The following is a 16,686-nucleotide window of genomic DNA, read 5'->3' as shown; positions in this document are numbered from 1 at the left end:
GGACGAGGGCAATACAGTACCCCGGAGGGCGTACCCAAGTCCCATTCGAGACAGTATGAGATCACCCCAGGGTTAACAATGGGCGCGTCGCCCTGACCTGCGTGGACCAAGGGGTGAAATGGGAGCGTTATTCGCGTTCCTTCCGACTACCGGAAGTCACGCGGCGCCACGGCCGAGCCAATCTCGTGAAGTTCCCGTCGGACCCGTCAGTAGGCGCTTGAATAGTCCTATGAATAGCCACGCCATCGCCGCCGGGCATGCCGAGCGGCTCGCCACCGTGGACGCCCTGCTCCCCGAAATGCCTGCACTGGAGCCTGCCGAGGGCGCCGTGTCACTCTTCGCGACAGAAGGCGACTCGGCCGCCGCCGGATTGTCGGTACGGACTGAAGCGGGCCCCGATTCTGTTGACTCTCCGTGGCGGGCCCTCGTCGAACATCGCCTCGAAGCCCGGCTCACCGGCCCCCGCCCGGAAGCGGCGCTCGACGCATTACTCACCCGATGGGATGAACATCTGAAGGCGGTCGCCCCACCTGGGGATGTCGAAACGGCGGCGACCGTGGTGCGGCCCAGCCGCGATTCGCCCGGCTCGGCCGAATTGCTGCGCCGCGGCTTCGCGCCGGTACTGGTGATCGCGGTCCGTCCGGCCGACCGGCTGGCCGTGACGGGACCACCCGCCACTCCCGGAGTGCACATCCGGCCCGCCGAAGCCGATGATCTCAAAACCGCCGTCGGGCTCGAACTGGAATTGCAGCGTTATGACGCGCAGTTCGGTTCTGTCACTTTGCGCGAGGGCGCGGAAGAAGCGATCACCGCGGACCTGTCGAAACAGCTGGGCCGGGAGAATCCGACACTGTGGATCGCCGAGCTGTACGGACGCGCACTGGGCATGGTGCGGGTGCAGTTCCCCGACGAGACGTCGTGGATCGGCGACCGGGTCGCGGCCGATCGGGTCGGCTATCTGTCGTCGCTGGCGGTGGCGGAACCGGCGCGGTCGAGCGGGGTGGGGTCGGCGCTCGCCGCGCACGCGCACCAGGTTTTCGACGAATGCGGGACCGAAGCCGTGCTGCTGCACCACGCGCTGGCCAACCCGCGCTCGACGCCGTTCTGGTACGCGCAGGGTTACCGGCCGCTCTGGACGTACTGGCAGCGGCGGCCCGCGGTGCCGTGACCCCGATAGGCTGATCTTCGAGGATCAGGGGGTTTCTGTGACCAGGGACGATGACGCGGCCCCGGTGGCGCCGACCGGGGTCGACACCGAAAAGCCGTCCGCGGCGAGGATCTACGACTGGTTCCTCGGCGGAAAGCACAACTGGGCCGTCGACCGCGAGTTCGCCCGCGCGCTGGAAAAGCAGTGGCGGTGGGTCAAACCGGGCGCGCGGCACAACCGCGAGTTCATGAACCGTGTCGTGCGCGCCGCGTTGAACGCCGGGATCAGGCAGTTCGTCGATCTCGGTTCCGGTGTCCCGACCGCCGGGAACGTGCACGAGATCGTCGAAGAGGAACTGGAGCCCGGCGATACCGCGAAGGTCGTGTACGTCGACTACGAGCCGGTGGCGGTGGCGCACGCGGAGCTGATCCTCGAACGGCACGACGCGACCGACTGGGCCGGGATCGTCCACGCGGACATGCGGCGGCCCAAGGACGTCCTGCGGCATCCGGAGACGTTGCGGCTGATCGACTTCTCGCAGCCGGTGTGCCTGATGATGATGGCCGTGCTGCACTTCGCCGGGCCGCACGACGATCCGCCCGCACTGGTCGCGACCTACCGGAACGCGCTGGCGCCGGGCAGCTGGCTGGGGCTGTCCCACATGAGCTTCGGGGGACAGACCGGCAAGGACGCCGACGGGCTCCGCTGGATGGTCGAGCAGTACCGGAAGACGAGCAACCCGGTGTGGATGCGGGACCGCGAGGAGATCGAGCCCCTCTTCGGGGACTGGCCGCTGCTGGAGCCCGGCGTCGTCAACCTGCCCGACTGGCGGCCGGTACGAGAACTACGGCGAGACGAGGAAGGCGCCCGGCCGTTCGCCTGGTGCGGTGTCGCCACCCACCCCTGACGTCCGACCTCTTACCTCGAGGCGGCGACTTTAGCGGGCTAACTGCGCCGCGTTGGGGCGCAGACGTCGGAGGGGCGCAGAGGGAACGGGACCGATGTCGCGAAAGCCACTTTCAGGACGCCTGGCGTCCCGGAAGGGGCTTTCGCGACGCTTGGCCCACCTGGGACATCCGACCTTTGCTGTGTGCGCCTTGCGTTTAGCGGGCTAACTGCGCCGCGTTGGGGCGCAAAGGTCGGAGGGGAGGGTGATCGCTGACGGCGAACGTGAGGAGGAAACAAACGGGTCGATCGGAGAGTTGAGCTAGACAGACTCAACTAACCGAGGAGTGCACAGATGACCGACAACCGCCTCCTGCCCGTCCTCCCGCTCGATGACGACGTCGTGCTGCCGGGCATGATCGTCCCGCTCGACCTCGCCGACACGGAGACGCGCGCCGCGGTGGAGTCCGCCCAGGCCACCACGCCTGCCCAGGCTTCCTTCCCGGGGATCCGGTCCAGCGCCGCCACCAAGGCCGAGGTGCTGATCGTTCCCCGCGCCCACGGCGAGTACGCCGAGCTGGGCACCATCGCGACCGTCGAGCGCATCGGCCGCGTGCCCGGCGGCAAGACCGCGGTGCTGCTGCGCGGTACCCGCCGCGCCGTCGTCGGCAGGATCGCCGACGGGCCCGGCGCCGCCCGGTGGGTCCACGCCGAGGTCGCCACCGAGACCACCGACGACAACTCCGCGAAGCTCGCCTCCGAGTACAAGAGCGTCGTCCTCGCGATCCTCCAGCAGCGGGGCGGCTGGCAGATGATCGACGCCGTCCAGGAGGTCGAGGACCCGTCCGCGCTCGCCGACCTCGCGGGCAACTCGTCGTACCTGAAGACCGAGCAGAAGCTCGAGTTGCTCTCCACGCTCGACGTTTCGGCACGGCTCGAAAAGGCCCTCGAATGGAGCCGTGAGCAGCTGGCCGAGCTCGAAGTCACCGACACCATCCGCAAGGACGTCCAGGAGGGCATGGAGAAGCAGCAGAAGGAATTCCTGCTGCGCCGCCAGCTCGAAGCGATCCGCAAGGAACTGGGCGAACTCGACGGCACCGCCAACGACGACGACTACCGCGCCCGCGTCGAGGCCGCCGAGCTGCCGGACGCGGTCAAGAAGGCCGCACTGTCCGAAGTGGACAAACTGGAGCGGACGTCGGACCAGTCCCCCGAGGGCGGCTGGATCCGCACGTGGCTGGACACCGTCCTCGAACTGCCGTGGAACGAGCGCACCGCCGACGTCCACGACATCGCCGCCGCGCGCGACATCCTCGACGCCGATCACGCCGGTCTCGACGACGTGAAGGAACGCATCATCGAGTACTTGGCCGTCCGCAAACGCCGCGCGGAGTCGGGGCTCGGGCCGGTCGGCGGACGCCGTTCGGGTGCCGTGCTGGCGCTCGCCGGTCCTCCTGGGGTCGGCAAGACGTCGCTCGGTGAGTCCGTGGCGAAGGCGATGGGCCGCAAGTTCGTCCGGGTGGCGCTCGGCGGCATACGCGACGAAGCCGAGATCCGCGGTCACCGCCGCACCTACGTCGGCGCGCTGCCCGGCCGGATCGTCCGCGCCATCAAGGAAGCGGGGTCGATGAACCCGGTCGTGCTGCTCGACGAGATCGACAAGGTCGGCGCCGACTACCGCGGCGACCCGACGGCCGCGCTACTGGAGGTGCTGGACCCGGAGCAGAACCACACGTTCCGCGACCACTACCTCGAGGTCGAGCTGGACCTGTCCGACGTCGTGTTCCTCGCGACGGCGAACGCGCTCGAAACCATCCCCGGCCCGCTGCTGGACCGGATGGAGCTGGTCACCCTCGACGGCTACACCGAGCACGAGAAGGTCACCATCGCCCGCGACCACCTGCTCCCCCGCGAGCTGGACCGCGCCGGCCTCGGCAAGGAAGACGTCACGCTGACCGACGACGCGTTCAGCCGGATCGCCGCCGAGTACACGCGGGAGGCCGGGGTGCGCAACGCGAACCGGACCATCGCGAAGGTGCTGCGCAAGGTGGCGACCAAGGTCGCGCTGGACGAGGTCGAGCTGCCGCTGACCATCGACGCCGAAGGGCTCGAGACCTACCTCGGCCGACCGCGGCACCTGCCGGAGTCCTCGCTGCCCGCGTCGACGCAGCGCACGTCGACCCCCGGCGTGGCGACCGGTTTGGCGGTGACCGGCGCCGGCGGTGACGTCCTCTACATCGAGGCGTCGCTGGCGGATCCGGAATCCGGCTCGACCGGACTGTCACTGACCGGTCAGCTGGGTGACGTGATGAAGGAGTCGGTGCAGATCGCGCTGTCCTATCTGCGTTCGCACGGCGCCGAGCTGGAACTGCCGGTCGGCGACCTGAAGGACCGCGGCATCCACGTGCACGTCCCGGCCGGCGCGGTGCCCAAGGACGGGCCGAGCGCCGGCATCACGATGACGACCGCGCTGGCGTCCCTGCTTTCGGGCCGGGTCGTGAGGTCGGACGTCGCGATGACCGGTGAGGTGTCGCTGACCGGGCGCGTGCTGCCGATCGGCGGGGTCAAGCAGAAGCTGCTGGCCGCGCACCGGGCGGGGATGAAGACGGTGATCATCCCGCAGCGCAACGAGCCGGATCTCGACGACGTCCCGGCGGAAGTGCTGGCGCAGCTGGACGTCCACGCCGTGGCGAACGTCCGCGACGTGCTGGACATCGCGCTGGCCCCGGCGACGGCTCCGGTCGCCCAAGCGGCGTAACGGCGCGAGGCCGAGGCCCCGGATCCGCTCAGGATCCGGGGCTTTCGGCATTTCAAGATCCGGACGGATCCGGGCATTAATCAGTCTTAAACTTCATATCACGGTTTGATAACGTAGATTCCGTGCCACCCCGCCGGGTGCGGCCACTGAGCCTTGAGAGGGCAAGGTCATGAGTCACGGAATTCTGTCCCCCATCCTGCCGAGGCGCAGATGCGTTTCGGCCGGTCAGATCGCCTGTCTGAGCATTCTCACCGCATTCACCACGCTGCTGACCTTCGCCGGCACGAGCGCACCGATCGCGGCCGGGATCGCGATCACCCTGCTCGGTGCCGTCCTCGGCCGTCCCGTGCCCGCGCGGGCACGCCGGTGAACACCGAACCGGAGTTCATGGCGCACCTGCGCGAACTCCGCGACCGAAGCGGTCTCAGCATCCGCGCGCTGGCGGCCGCGACCGGTCATTCACGCAGCACCCTCGCCGACACCTTGGCCCGGAAAACCTTACCTAGCAACGAAAACCAGATGAGAGTCCTGCTCCGCGCGCTACTGCGGGCCGTTCCGGGGGAGCCGGGAGTCGACGACTATCTCGCCGCCTGGCGTCACCTGATCGGACGCCGCCACCACCGCAATGGAGGATGCGCCCCGCTCGACCGGATACTCCTCGCCATCGACGTCGCGGAACAACGCGGCGGGGACGAAGCTCCGGGGCTGCGCAAAGCGAAGGAAATCGTGGTGAGCCAAGGTTTCCTACGAAAGTTCCCTCCTCGCGGTGAATACGCCGCGAATTCACCTGGAAGTCCCGTTCCACCCGTAACCTCCGATCCGCTCCTTTACCGCACCACCACAACAGCGGATGCCTTGGAGGCATGAGTGAAGCGACGGAATTTCCTGCGCGCGGCCGTGGTCGGCGCTGGTGTCACGGCGTTCGGCAACCGGCTTTCGGGGACGGCCTTGGCCGCCCCCGCGCAGAACGGCCCCAGCCCGTACGGCGCGCTCCAGGCGGCCGACGCGAACGGGATCCAGCTGCCCGCGGGATTCACCAGCCGCGTCATCGCCCGGTCCGGCCAGAAGGTCGCGAGCACCGGTTACACCTGGCACAGCGCTCCGGACGGCGGCGCGGTGTTCGCCGACGGCAGCGGCTGGATCTACGTGTCGAACTCGGAGATCACCCCGGGCGGCGGTGCGAGCGCGGTCAGGTTCGACGCGAGCGGGAACATCACCGGCGCCCACCGCATCCTGGCGAACACGCGCCAGAACTGCGCGGGCGGCAAGACTCCTTGGAACACCTGGCTTTCCTGTGAGGAGGTCGACCTCGGATTCGTCTACGAGTGCCAGCCGAACGGTCCGGCCACGGCCGCCGTCCAGCGGCCCGCGATGGGGAAGTTCAAGCACGAGGCCGCGGCGGCCGACCCGGTGCGCAAGGTCGTCTACCTGACCGAAGACACGTCGGACGGCTGCTTCTACCGCTTCGTTCCGACGACCTGGGGCAACCTCTCCGCCGGAACGCTGCAGGTGCTGAAGGCGGGCACGGCGACATCGGGAAGCTTCACCTGGGCGAACGTGCCCGACCCGGACGGCTCCCCCACCGCCACGCGCAACCAGGTGTCCGGTGCCAAGCGGTTCACCGGCGGCGAAGGGCTCCACTACGCCAACGACACCGCGTGGTTCACCACCAAGGGTGACAACCGCGTCTGGCAGCTCAACCTCACGAACAACACCTACGAGCTGGCTTACGACGACTCGCTGGTCAGCCCCGGCTCGGCGCCGCTGACCGGCGTCGACAACGTCACCGGGACGTCTTCGGGTGACCTGTTCGTCGCCGAAGACGGTGGCAACATGGAGATCTGCATCATCACCCCGAACGACATCGTGGCGCCGTTCCTGCGGATCAACGGCCAGAGCTCGTCGGAGATCTGCGGTCCCGCGTTCACCCCCGCCGGGAACCGGCTGTACTTCTCTTCGCAACGCGGTACCTCCGGTTCGTCCTCCGGCGGGATCACCTACGAGGTGACCGGCCCCTTCCGATCTTGATCACGGCGTGCCGGGGTGCCCTGGCCAGGGCACCCCGGCACGGCTCATGCGTTGGTGCGGTTCTTCTCGCGCAGCCGGGTCACCACAAAGAGTGTCAGCGCGACCGCGACGGCGGCGATCACGAAGTACTGGAAGAACCCGGCGTATTCCTCGACCAGGTGCCAGCTCTCCCCCAGCCCGTACCCGGCCAGGACGAACACCGTGTTCCAGATCAGGCTGCCCGCCGTCGTCAGGGCCAGGAACCGCCAGAACGGCATCCGCTCGATCCCGGCGGGCAGTGAGATGAGACTGCGGAAGATCGGCACCATCCGGCCGAGGAACACCGCCTTGGCGCCGTGCTTCTGGAACCAGGCCTCGGTCTTGTCGAAGTCGGAGGCCTTGACCAGCGGTATCTTCGCCATCCAGCGGCGCGTGCGGTCGCGGCCGAGCAGCATGCCGAGGTAGTACACGATGATCGCGCCGGCGACCGAACCGAAGGTCGTCCACACCAGCGCTTCCACCAGGGTGAACGTCCCCTGGCTCGCGGAGAACCCGGCGAGCGGCAGCACGAGTTCGCTGGGGATCGGCGGGAACAGGTTGTCCAGCCCGACGATGATCGCCGCTCCTGGACCTCCCAGCGAGTCCATCAGTGACACTGCCCAGCCGGCGAGGCCGCCCATCGGTTCGTTGGTGGCGTCGGCGAGGAGGAGGTTCATGGCGGCCTTTCGTGGTCGTCTGCGGGTAACAACGAACGTACGAATTGCCCGGGTTCCGCACCCTGGGGTGAAGCGGCACAGATCACTGAGGAAAACCGCAATACCGGCCTTCGGACACCCCGCTAACCTGGCCCTATGCCTGTTCCGGCAGCGACGCGCCGCTACCTGCGCAAGATGCTCCGCGGCACGCTGGGCCTGGCGATCGGCGCCACGACGGCGGTCGCTGAGTTCTTCTACGTGCTCTTCGGTGGCATCGCGCTCGCGGTCCCCGCGTTGCGGCGGCCCGTCTTTTCGGGCGCCCGCGCACTGTCCGAAATGGAGCGACAACGACTGGAGAGGTACTTCGGCGCCGAGAACGCGAAGGACTACACCGGACGCCGCGCGATGGCCTACCTGGTCCCGCGTTGCGTCATCGGGCTGCTCAGCGCCGGGATCTTCGGCCTGATCCTGTTCGGTGCCGGATCCGGCGTGGTCATCGGGTACCAGCTCCTCAGCGGCAGGTCGCCCGGTGGTGACGCCCCGGCTGATTGGTACGACCCGGTCACCACCGTGATCTTCGGCGCGTTGCTCATTTTCCTTTCCCTGCAAGGACTCATCGGGGCCGCGACGCTGGATCACAAGCTGGCGATGAGCTTTTTCGGCCCCAGTAAGAAGGAACAGCTGCGCCGCCGGGTGTCCGAACTCGCGACCAGCCGGGCGGAAGTGGTCGAAGCGGTCAACGGTGAGCGCCGCCGGATCGAACGAGACCTGCACGACGGCGTCCAGCAACGGCTCGTCGCGCTGGGGATGCTGCTCGGCCGGGCGCGGCGCGCCGGTGATCCGGACCACGCGTCGGAGCTGCTCCGGCAGGCACACGAAGAATCCCAGCGTGCCCTCGAAGACCTGCGCGAGGTGTCGTGGCGGGTGTATCCGATCGCGCTGGACTCGGACGGGCTGCATCCCGCGCTGGAGGCACTCGCGGAACGTTCCGGCGTGCCGGTCCGCCTGCGGGTCGACCTGCCGGAACGGCCACCCGCGGCCATCGAGACCGTCGTCTACTTCGTGGCGTCCGAAGCGGTCACGAATACGATCAAGCACGCCGCGGCGACGCGGATCGACATCGAGGCCGAGCGGGACGGGAACAGCGTGCGGGTGCGGATCACCGATGACGGCACGGGTGGGGCGCGTGCGTCGGGCGGCGGCCTGTCCGGCCTCGCGCGGCGCGTCGCGGCCGCGGACGGGGCGTTCACCGTGGACAGTCCGCTCGGCGGTCCGACCGTGGTGACGGCGGTGCTGCCGTGCGAGTGATCCTCGCCGAGGACTCGACCCTGTTGCGGGAAGGCCTGGTCCGGCTGCTGGTCGAAGAGGGGCACGAGGTCGTGGCGTCGGTCGGCGACGGTGACGCGCTGCTCTCGACGACCGCCGCGTATCGGCCGGACGTGATCGTCACCGACGTCCGCATGCCGCCGACCCACACGGACGAGGGTCTTCGCGCGGCGCTCGAGATCCGGAAACGCTGGCCGGAGATCGGCGTCCTGGTGCTCTCGCAGTACGTCGAGAAGCGCTACGCGGCCGAGTTGATCACCGGTGAAGGTGAGCGCGTGGGTTATCTCCTGAAGGATCGGGTCGCCCAGGTGGGCGAATTCCTGGACGCGCTCGATCGGGTCGCCGCGGGTGGGGCGGCGTTCGATCCGGAGGTGGTCCGGCGGCTGCTCGCGCGGACCACGCACACCGATCCGCTCGCGAAGCTGACCACCCGAGAGCGTGAAGTACTGGAGAAAATGGCGCAGGGCCACACGAACGCCGGGATCGCCGAGGCGCTGTTCGTGTCGCTGAGCGCCGTCGAGAAGCACGTCAACGCCATCTTCGACAAGCTCGGACTGGCCACCACCGCCGGCTACAGCCGCCGCGTCCTGGCGATCCTGCGCTATCTGGGTTCCTGACCTCCGAGTTGACAGGCAAGTGGCGACTTGCCTATAACTGAGTCGTGGACGGCGACCTGTTCAAGGCCATCGGCGACGCGACGCGACGCGTCATCCTGGACGAACTGACCGAAAAGGATGGTCAAACACTGTTCGAGATCTGCGGACGGCTGACCATGAAACATGGCCTGAGCTCTTCGCGCCAGGCCATCTCGCAGCACCTCGCGATGCTCGAACAGGCAGGCCTGGTGCACACCCGGCGGCAGGGCCGCTACAAGTTCCACCACATCGACACGAGTCCGCTGCGCTCGATCGTCGAGCGGTGGCCCATCGACCGAGAGGAACCGAACCCGTGATCCGCATCAACATCACCAGCGTCTTCGTCGACGACCAGACCAAGGCGCTCGCCTTCTACACCGAGAAGCTGGGGTTCCAGAAGAAGCACGACGTCCCGACCGGCGATGCCCGCTGGCTCACCGTGGTCTCCCCCGCCAACCCGGACGGCGTCGAACTGCTACTGGAGCCGGACGGCCACCCCGCGGCGGGCCCGTTCAAGAAAGCACTGGTCAGCGACGGCATCCCGTTCACCCAGTTCGCCGTCGACGACGTCTTCGCCGAGGTCGAACGACTCAAAGGATTGGGCGTCGAGTTCACCCAGGACGCCGTCGACATGGGACCGGTGGTCACCGCCGTCTTCGACGACACCTGTGGCAACCTGATCCAGCTCGCCACGATGAAGTAGCTCCCGCACGAGAAAGCGGAGCCTGGTCCACTGTGGACCAGGCCCCGCCTTGTTTCACTGAGAGATGGGGCGTTTCCTTACTGCTGCACCCATTCCACGAGTTCCACGGGCACACCGTTCGGGTCGGTGACCATGAGGAGGCGCTCTCCCCACGGTTCTTCCCGCAACGGCAGCGTGATCTCGACACCTTCGTCGCGCAGGCGCTTCTCCTCGGCTTCGAGGTTCTCGACCGTGAAGGCCACGATCACGCCGGACGCGCGCTGCTGCCGCAGGTTCTCCGGCAGGACCTCGATCCCCGCCTGGAGCAGGACGATGGCCACCTTCGCGGTTTCATGCCCGAGGGAGACGAAACCCTCCGCGGCCATCTGCTCGGTGAAGCCGAAGTGCTCGGTGAAGAAGCGGCTGGAGGCGGCGACGTCGTCGACGGTCAGCGAAACGGTGGAGGCAAGGACGTTCATGGGCTATCCCCTTCGGTCGGCGGTGAGTTTTCGGAGGTGCTGGCCGGTCAGTACGACCGGCGGCGCGGGACGCCGAACGAGCGGCGCACCGGCGTCGAGCGGCCGGGGAACGGCTGCTGATGGCGGCGGTCGTTCCGGCGGACCTGGGCGCGGTTGGTGCCTTCGTTGCCTTGGGGGATTCGAGCGGTCAAGGAGCCTCTTCTCTCTGGTCGGTAGTACGGACATAAGTTTACATCCGGCCTACAAGAAGTCAAGAGTATTTTTACGACGGTGGTAAACTTCGCTCATGACCAGCACGGACGTGGGTTTGCGAGAGCTCAAGAAGCAGGAAACGCGGCGGCTGATCTCCGACCAGGCGACGCTCCTCTTCATCGAGAAGGGCTTCGAGGAGACGACGATCGCCGAGATCGCCGCGGCGGCGAGAGTCGCGAAGAAGACCGTCACCAACTACTTCGCGCGCAAAGAAGATCTGGCGCTGGACCAGCACGAGGAGTTCACGAACGGGCTGGCGAACGCCGTCCGCTCCAGGAAGGCCGGTGAGTCGGCGCTGGCCGCGCTACGGCGCACTTTCCTGGACGCGGTAGCGGAGCACTCGCCCGTGATCGGCTTCACCGGGCCGGTCTTCGCGAAGATGGTGTTGGAGAGCCCGACCCTGACCGCGCGGCTGCGTGAGCTGCACGAACTCCGCGAGGAGGCGCTCGCCAAGCTGCTCGCGACCGAGACCGGAGCCGACGCGGACGACGTCACCCCGGTCATGGCGGCCGCCGAACTCAACGCGATCGACCGCGTCCTCTTCCGCGAGGTCCTCCGGCGTTCGCATGCCGGCGAGAGCAACGACGAGATCGCCGAGGCACTGACGAAGGCGACCAAGCGGGCTTTCGAGCTGCTTGAACCGGCCTTCGGCGACTACGCGATCCGCGAGTAGCTCAGCGTTTTTTGGTGGCCAGCACCACCGCGACGACCACAGCGGCGACGAAGGCGACTGCCAAGAGCAGGATGATGAGGTGCAACGGCGTAATCGCGAACATGGAACCCCCTTTGCCAGAGGAGCATCCTAAGTGACCTTCACCGACGAAGAGATCGCGTACCTGCGCTCACAACCTCTAGCCCGCTTCGCGACCTTGTCGGCGGACGGCGAGCAGCCCGACGTCGTCCCGCTGTCGTTCGAGTTCGACGGCACCCACTTCTGGGTCGGCGGCGTGGGCGAGGCCGTCCTCGCGACCCGGAAGTTCCGCAACATCCAAGCGGGACAACGAAAAGTCGCTTTGGTCATCGATGACATGGTCTCGTTCGACCCGTTCATCGCGCGTGGCGTCCGGATCTACGGTGAGGCCGCCGATCCGGTCGAACGAGTGGGAATCGTCGGGCCGGGCGGCTACGCACGCGTCACGCCGACGGTGTCGTGGAGCTGGAACATGGCGGGCGAACCCGTTGGCGAGACCTGGTACGCGTCGAGGCGGGCAGTTCACGGGGCCACATAGAGGTGCATGTCCCGCGCTATGCCGCCGATCTCCTGATGGGTGGGCAGTAGTCCTTCGTGCCGGTGGCCCGCCTTCTCGGCCGCGCGGATCGAGCCGCGATTCCACGGTTCGATGTACGGCTCGATCCGCTTCACGCCCGGGAACGTCCTGGCGAACACGGTGATCGCTTTGAGTGCGTCAGCCGCGTCGCCGGTGCTTCGGTGAGACTGAATAGCCCACGATCCCGATGCCTTCCGACAGTTTCCGCAGCCACGGCCCGATCGTTCCGACCGCCGCTCCATCAGCGGTAATCACGAACGGGAAGCCCCTTCCCTCGGCGTGACGGCTTCCAGTCTCGTGGGATGCGCGAGAAGGCCGCCGAACAGCGGAATGTACGGATCTTCGCCGAGTTCGAGGCGAGACCGACGCCGGCTTCCGCGAACTCGCGCAGGATTCTTGTCGGGGGTCGGCGGTACGGTCTGTTCATGCGGACTCTGGTCGTGACGGAGAACAGCACGATCGACGGCGTGATCGAACTGGCGGGCGACTGGTTCAGCCCTGGCGACAGCGGTCCGGACGTCGACCTGACCGATGTCCTGGCCACGCTCCACGAACAACGTGAAAACGCCGACGCGTTCCTCCTCGGACGCGTCACCTTCGAAGACATGCGCGGCTACTGGCCGAATCAGACCGGCGACACGACAGGTATCTCGGACTATTTGAACTCTGTGAGCAAGTACGTGGTCTCCAGCAGGCTGACGGAGCCGGGGTGGGGGAACACGACGGTGCTCTCCGGTGGCCTGCGTTCGGAGATCGAGAGGCTGAAGGCCTCCGAGGGCAAGGACATCGTGACGACCGGCAGCATCTCGCTGGTGCGGGCGCTCATCGCCGAGGGGCTGGTCGACGAGTACCGGCTGTTCGTCTATCCCGTCGTGGTCGGGGAAGGGCGTCGGCTGTTCGAGGGAGCGACCGGCGTTCCGAAGCTCCGGCTGGTGGAGGAACGGGCGTTCACCTCGGGGATCGTGCTGCTGCGCTACCGGCCCTCGTCGGAATGACGTGCTCACCGACCGCTCGGTAGGGTCGTCGTACTCCGGCGTAGCGGCCGGAGACCGACGGAGGTGGCGGTCATGGTCGACGCGTCGAAGTTCACGGCCGAGGTGTATCGCCGCGCTGCCGCCCGGCCCGATGCGCCGCCGCGGCTGACCCGGGCGGCGGACTGTGTGCTGGACGGCAAGTTCAGCTGGGAGGAAGTCGCCGCCGGAACGTGCCCGCATCCGCTCGCGCAGGCACTCTTTACCCCGAAGGCCCAGGAAAAGTTGTGGCCGCTCTTGGCAGAGGTCGCCGCGGCGGCCGAACCCGCGCCCGCACCGGCCGAACCCCGGCGCGCGCGGAAACCGCCACCGGCGGACGACGACTTCAGTGGGTTCACCTACCTCGAAGACCTGGCCGAACCGCACAGGCATCCGGCATGGCCACCGAGGCCGGATCCCGGCCGGTGAACGCCCGCGTTTGCAGACGCGATCGATACTTGTCCGACCGAGTGGTCCAGGAAACCGATGAGCGTCTTCGGACGTCTGCAAGTCGACCGGCCTAAGTGACATGGAGGGGTCAAATGCCACAGCCCAAAGGCTTCAGCGTCGAGATCGACGACTTGAAAGCCATGGCCACGGACGACAAGGGCGGCACCGGGATGCCCAGCGCCGAGAACCTGGTACGGACGGCGTCGACGTCGATGCGTGACCTCTACACCTCGCCCGTCGAAGCGTTCGGGTCCGAGGTCGGCGAGGCCGCTGAACTGGGCCGCAACCGGAACAAGCTGATCGCGCTGCTGATCACGGGCGGGGTGGGCATCAGCGATTCGCTCGACGTGGCGGCGTCACGCCTCAAGACCATCGCCGAGATGTACGAGCGGATCGAACGAGAGATCGTCGGGAAGTAGGGGACTTCGAATGACCGACTTCAGCCCAGAGGCCTTCACGGCGATGTACAAGAGCCTGTGCGAGAAGGCCCGTAGTGAGTGGCCCGCGACGCCAGGCGCCTCGGACGACACCCTCTTCCTGCTTCAGCCACTGCGAGACTGGCTGAAGTTCGCCGTGGACGGCGATCTCGGGGCGTTTTCGGGGGCGGCGGGCGACATCCTCCGGAAGAAGGAGGCGTTCGAGGAGTCCAGGAACATCCTGAAAGGCATCGGCAACCGGCTCGTCACCCACTGGTCCGGGGAGGCGTCGCGGGAGTACACCAAGTATCTCGACATGGTGCAAAGTCACCTGGGGTACTTCGCGGGCGGATCCGAGAACATCGACGACGCCGAGGGTTATCTGCCCGAGGCGTCCGGGCTGCTGGACGCGGCGTTCGCGGTCCAGGCCGCCCGCAAGAACGACCTGCACCAGCTGGGGATGTCGCTGGACTCGGCGCTGGACCGGCTCGACGAAGGCACCGACATGCGAGCGGCCATGCTCTTCTGCGGCAAGGTCGCCGAACTCGCGATCGGCCAGATTCCCAACGGGAAACTCGGCCTCGACGTGGTCAGGTTGCTGTGGGGAACGAGTGGCCTGACTTCCGGAGCGCCCACGCAGACGCAAGGCGGGGACTCGACGCACATCGACGTCGGCATCAGCAGCGGGGTCACCGACGTGATGTGGGCGTTCCAGCAGCAATTGAACAAGGTGATGGAGAACTACCGCGGCGCGGTGAAGGCGTTGAACGGGCGGATGGACAGGTTGTTCGCCCACATCGACGCCCGCAACGCCGCGGACCTGGACTGGAAGGACCACATCCCCAGCTGGGAAGGGAAGACCGGTCTCACGCTGGCACAGCTGCTCTCGCTGGCCAACTCGAACCTGACCCCGGAACTCGCCGAGAAGGCGGGCAAAACCCCCGCGCCGGAGATGCCTGTCGAGAAGAAGAAGGAACACCGGCCGCCCGGTCCGCCCGTCGGGACTTGAGCCATTCAGGGCGCGAACAAGAGCGGCCCCGTGACCTGGTCACGGGGCCGCTCTGGTGTGGCGAGTGAGGGATTCGAACCCCCGAAGGCGTAGCCGTCTGATTTACAGTCAGATCCCTTTGGCCGCTCGGGCAACTCGCCGTGGCCGGGCAAGCCCGGTCGAGATGAAAGAATACCCAAGGCCGTGGCGGGCCCGTCAACCGGGTTGCACAGGGCTAGGGTGGAAGCTCCTGACAAGCGAGTACGAGGTGTGAGAACACGTGGCGGATCCCTCTTTCGACGTGGTGAGCAAGGTCGATCGCCAGGAGGTGGACAACGCCCTGAACCAGGCCAGCAAGGAACTCGGTACACGGTTCGACTTCCGGGGTACCGGGACCAAGATCGACTGGTCCGGCGAGGAGGCGATCGCGATCGAGTCGGAGACCGAGGAGCGGGCGCTGGCGGCGGTCGAGGTGTTCAAGGAGAAGCTGATCAAGCGCGGCATCTCCCTGAAGGCCTTCGAGGCGGACGAGCCGGCGTTGTCCGGCAAGATTTACAAGGTGGGCGGCAAGATCCTGCAGGGGATCGCGTCGGACAAGGCGAAGCAGATCGCCAAGTTCATCCGCGACGAGGGCCCGAAGGGGGTCCAGGCGCAGATCCAGGGTGACCAGCTGCGGGTGTCCGGCAAGAAGAAGGACCAGTTGCAGGACGTGATCGCCTTGCTCAAGGGCAAGGACTTCGAGATCGCGCTGCAGTTCACGAACTACCGGTGATCTCAGCGAAGAGGGCCATCTTCGGGAGCACCGAAGGTGGCCTTCGTCATCCCTACGACGCGGTGACCGTCCAGGTCCCGTCGCCTTCGATCGACACGAACGCGGGGCCGGGCACGGGAACGTCGCCCTTGTAGTCACCTAGCTGGTTCACGGGGAGATCCGAGAACTCGTCGCTGTGCACCCACACCGCGGTCCGGCCGCTGTTCTTGGTGGTGACGGCGACCGACGAGACGGTGCCGGGCACGGAGAACACAGCCTCGCTCTTACCCGAGAGGGACTTGCCCTGCTCCAGCACGGGCAGGCCGCTTTCGTCGGTGATGGTCAGCGTCCAGGCGGCGTTCGCCTTGATCGTGAACGTCTTCGCCCGGTAGCCGGGCATGTCGTTGATCCACTGTGTGCCCTTGTACGGGCCGCTGTCGTTGACGATCAGCTCGTTCTCGGTGTTGACCGCGACGTGCCCGGAGCACTTGGGACAGTCGAAGGTCACGAAGCCCAGGCGCATCGGCCAGGCCATGGTGACCGTCGCGCTTCCCTTGCCCGAGTGCTTCTCCGGGGGCTGGGGGCCGGGCGGCGGGGTGGTCGTGGACGTCGGCGGCGGCGGGATGGGCACACCGGAGGAATCACGCAGGCTTTCGGACCCGGCCCGCGGGACGACGCGGCCCGTGTTCGGCGGCGAGCAGGCCACCAGACCTGCGGTCAGCAGCACGGCACTCAAGGCCGCGCACAAACGCCTGATCACGTATCCCCCTAGTCGAGCCCCCAAGGAATCTTCACCGGGCGATCGCCCAGCGTTACCGCGCCACCCGCCCGAGCGATTCGGGTCACCCATGCGTGGGTTTCTGCCGCGCCGCCTTCACGGGAGTCCGAAATGGACAAATGTGCGTGATGTAATCCGGCGGTCGCGTTCGAGGAAGGT

General features: G+C 67.2%; 22 protein-coding genes and 1 tRNA gene. 17 read left to right on the top strand and 6 right to left on the bottom strand.

The genetic code is table 11. From position 1 onward, the window contains the following. The first annotated feature begins 229 nt into the window (after positions 1-229). From BS329_RS28925 to BS329_RS28900, 6 genes are all read left to right on the top strand, one after another. Positions 230-1,168, top strand: coding sequence for a GNAT family N-acetyltransferase (locus BS329_RS28925; protein WP_076164358.1), 939 nt, complete (start codon positions 230-232; stop codon positions 1,166-1,168). Positions 1,169-1,205: 37 nt separating this feature from the next. Beyond that, positions 1,206-2,054 carry an SAM-dependent methyltransferase gene (locus BS329_RS28920; RefSeq protein WP_076164357.1) on the top strand — a complete coding sequence of 283 codons (849 nt, stop codon included), beginning with the start codon at positions 1,206-1,208 and terminating at the stop codon, positions 2,052-2,054. A 333-nt stretch (positions 2,055-2,387) separates the two neighbouring features. Further along, the gene (gene lon / locus BS329_RS28915; protein WP_076164356.1) at positions 2,388-4,790 is read left to right on the top strand and encodes an endopeptidase La; all 2,403 of its coding nucleotides are present in this window, start codon (positions 2,388-2,390) and stop codon (positions 4,788-4,790) included. A 169-nt stretch (positions 4,791-4,959) separates the two neighbouring features. Beyond that, positions 4,960-5,160 carry a hypothetical protein gene (locus BS329_RS28910; protein ID WP_076164355.1) on the top strand — a complete coding sequence of 67 codons (201 nt, stop codon included), beginning with the start codon at positions 4,960-4,962 and terminating at the stop codon, positions 5,158-5,160. Next, positions 5,157-5,657 carry a helix-turn-helix domain-containing protein gene (locus BS329_RS42840; RefSeq protein ID WP_076164354.1) on the top strand — a complete coding sequence of 167 codons (501 nt, stop codon included), beginning with the start codon at positions 5,157-5,159 and terminating at the stop codon, positions 5,655-5,657. Before BS329_RS28910 ends, BS329_RS42840 begins: the two co-directional genes overlap by 4 nt. Continuing rightward, entirely contained in the window at positions 5,658-6,818 is a 1,161-nt protein-coding gene (locus BS329_RS28900) for an alkaline phosphatase PhoX (protein WP_076164353.1), read from the top strand. It abuts the gene before it with no gap. Between the two features lie 44 nt (positions 6,819-6,862). Here the strand turns inward: BS329_RS28900 and BS329_RS28895 are convergent, their stop codons facing one another. Further along, the gene (locus tag BS329_RS28895; protein ID WP_076164352.1) at positions 6,863-7,513 is read right to left on the bottom strand and encodes a DedA family protein; all 651 of its coding nucleotides are present in this window, start codon (positions 7,511-7,513) and stop codon (positions 6,863-6,865) included. Between the two features lie 135 nt (positions 7,514-7,648). Between BS329_RS28895 and BS329_RS28890 the strand changes: the two genes are divergently transcribed. The 4 genes from BS329_RS28890 to BS329_RS28875 are packed head-to-tail and all read left to right on the top strand — an operon-like array spanning position 7,649 to position 10,156. After that, positions 7,649-8,800: a sensor histidine kinase gene (locus BS329_RS28890; RefSeq protein ID WP_076164351.1), complete on the top strand. Its 1,152-nt coding sequence runs from the start codon at positions 7,649-7,651 to the stop codon at positions 8,798-8,800. Continuing rightward, on the top strand, positions 8,791-9,435 hold the full coding sequence (locus BS329_RS28885) for a response regulator transcription factor (protein ID WP_076164350.1): 645 nt from the start codon (positions 8,791-8,793) through the stop codon (positions 9,433-9,435). Before BS329_RS28890 ends, BS329_RS28885 begins: the two co-directional genes overlap by 10 nt. Positions 9,436-9,479: 44 nt before the next feature. Further along, positions 9,480-9,770 (top strand): ArsR/SmtB family transcription factor, encoded by a 291-nt coding sequence (locus tag BS329_RS28880; protein ID WP_076164349.1) that lies wholly within the window; start codon positions 9,480-9,482, stop codon positions 9,768-9,770. Further along, positions 9,767-10,156 (top strand): VOC family protein, encoded by a 390-nt coding sequence (locus BS329_RS28875; protein WP_076164348.1) that lies wholly within the window; start codon positions 9,767-9,769, stop codon positions 10,154-10,156. Before BS329_RS28880 ends, BS329_RS28875 begins: the two co-directional genes overlap by 4 nt. Positions 10,157-10,233: 77 nt before the next feature. On the opposite strand, the gene BS329_RS28870 is transcribed toward BS329_RS28875, so the two are convergent. Together BS329_RS28870 and BS329_RS43535 are read right to left on the bottom strand one after the other, a co-directional pair. Next, positions 10,234-10,614 (bottom strand): VOC family protein, encoded by a 381-nt coding sequence (locus tag BS329_RS28870; protein WP_076164347.1) that lies wholly within the window; start codon positions 10,612-10,614, stop codon positions 10,234-10,236. A 47-nt stretch (positions 10,615-10,661) separates the two neighbouring features. Then, the gene (locus tag BS329_RS43535; RefSeq protein ID WP_158075837.1) at positions 10,662-10,805 is read right to left on the bottom strand and encodes a hypothetical protein; all 144 of its coding nucleotides are present in this window, start codon (positions 10,803-10,805) and stop codon (positions 10,662-10,664) included. A gap of 95 nt (positions 10,806-10,900) precedes the next feature. Between BS329_RS43535 and BS329_RS28865 the strand changes: the two genes are divergently transcribed. After that, positions 10,901-11,539, top strand: coding sequence for a TetR/AcrR family transcriptional regulator (locus BS329_RS28865; RefSeq protein ID WP_076164346.1), 639 nt, complete (start codon positions 10,901-10,903; stop codon positions 11,537-11,539). A 133-nt stretch (positions 11,540-11,672) separates the two neighbouring features. After that, on the top strand, positions 11,673-12,095 hold the full coding sequence (locus BS329_RS28860) for a PPOX class F420-dependent oxidoreductase (RefSeq protein ID WP_076164345.1): 423 nt from the start codon (positions 11,673-11,675) through the stop codon (positions 12,093-12,095). Here the strand turns inward: BS329_RS28860 and BS329_RS45400 are convergent. Continuing rightward, complete coding sequence (locus BS329_RS45400; protein WP_341866343.1) at positions 12,080-12,376, bottom strand: GNAT family N-acetyltransferase; 297 nt, start codon at positions 12,374-12,376, stop codon at positions 12,080-12,082. The genes BS329_RS28860 and BS329_RS45400 overlap by 16 nt on opposite strands. A 183-nt stretch (positions 12,377-12,559) precedes the next feature. On the opposite strand from BS329_RS45400, the gene BS329_RS28850 reads away from it, so the two are divergent. The 4 genes from BS329_RS28850 (at position 12,560) to BS329_RS28835 (ending at position 15,019) form a co-directional block, all read left to right on the top strand. Further along, on the top strand, positions 12,560-13,129 hold the full coding sequence (locus tag BS329_RS28850; RefSeq protein ID WP_076164344.1) for a dihydrofolate reductase family protein: 570 nt from the start codon (positions 12,560-12,562) through the stop codon (positions 13,127-13,129). A 72-nt stretch (positions 13,130-13,201) separates the two neighbouring features. Beyond that, positions 13,202-13,573, top strand: coding sequence for a hypothetical protein (locus BS329_RS28845; protein WP_076164517.1), 372 nt, complete (start codon positions 13,202-13,204; stop codon positions 13,571-13,573). Between the two features lie 113 nt (positions 13,574-13,686). Next, on the top strand, positions 13,687-14,013 hold the full coding sequence (locus tag BS329_RS28840; protein WP_076164343.1) for a hypothetical protein: 327 nt from the start codon (positions 13,687-13,689) through the stop codon (positions 14,011-14,013). A gap of 10 nt (positions 14,014-14,023) precedes the next feature. Further along, complete coding sequence (locus BS329_RS28835; protein WP_076164342.1) at positions 14,024-15,019, top strand: hypothetical protein; 996 nt, start codon at positions 14,024-14,026, stop codon at positions 15,017-15,019. Between the two features lie 58 nt (positions 15,020-15,077). On the opposite strand, the gene BS329_RS28830 is transcribed toward BS329_RS28835, so the two are convergent. Continuing rightward, positions 15,078-15,159: transfer RNA gene (locus tag BS329_RS28830), tRNA-Tyr, on the bottom strand. 119 nt (positions 15,160-15,278) lie between these two features. On the opposite strand from BS329_RS28830, the gene BS329_RS28825 reads away from it, so the two are divergent. Continuing rightward, positions 15,279-15,770 carry a YajQ family cyclic di-GMP-binding protein gene (locus BS329_RS28825; RefSeq protein WP_005152002.1) on the top strand — a complete coding sequence of 164 codons (492 nt, stop codon included), beginning with the start codon at positions 15,279-15,281 and terminating at the stop codon, positions 15,768-15,770. Between the two features lie 52 nt (positions 15,771-15,822). Here the strand turns inward: BS329_RS28825 and BS329_RS28820 are convergent, their stop codons facing one another. Then, complete coding sequence (locus tag BS329_RS28820) at positions 15,823-16,509, bottom strand: hypothetical protein (protein WP_076164341.1); 687 nt, start codon at positions 16,507-16,509, stop codon at positions 15,823-15,825. Positions 16,510-16,686 lie beyond the last annotated feature (177 nt).

Source organism: Amycolatopsis coloradensis, assembly GCF_001953865.1.
Classification (GTDB): Bacteria; Actinomycetota; Actinomycetes; order Mycobacteriales; family Pseudonocardiaceae; genus Amycolatopsis; species Amycolatopsis coloradensis.
The sequence above is the reverse complement of the archived record's forward strand: the minus strand, read 5'-3'. Positions and strand labels throughout refer to the sequence as shown.